The 212-nt window shown below is 69.3% G+C and carries 1 protein-coding gene; it reads left to right on the top strand.

The features are described 5' to 3' along the window. The coding region (locus ABQE44_RS25885) for an AMP-binding enzyme (RefSeq protein ID WP_448432683.1) at nt 1-212 on the top strand (212 nt) is incomplete at both ends.

The following is a 212-nucleotide window of genomic DNA, read 5'->3' as shown; positions in this document are numbered from 1 at the left end:
GTGCGCGAGGACCGCCCCGGTGACAAGCGGCTGGTGGCCTACGTCACCGGTAGCGCGGATCCGGCCGAACTGCGCGCGGCTTTGGGGCAACGGTTGCCGGGCTATATGGTGCCCGCGGCGGTGGTGGTGTTGGATGCGTTGCCGCTGACCGTCAACGGCAAGCTCGACAAGCGGGCGCTGCCGGTTCCGGAGTTCGCCGAGGCCGATACCTA

Source organism: Mycolicibacterium sp. XJ2546 (assembly GCF_053483195.1).
The sequence above is the reverse complement of the archived record's forward strand: the minus strand, read 5'-3'. Positions and strand labels throughout refer to the sequence as shown.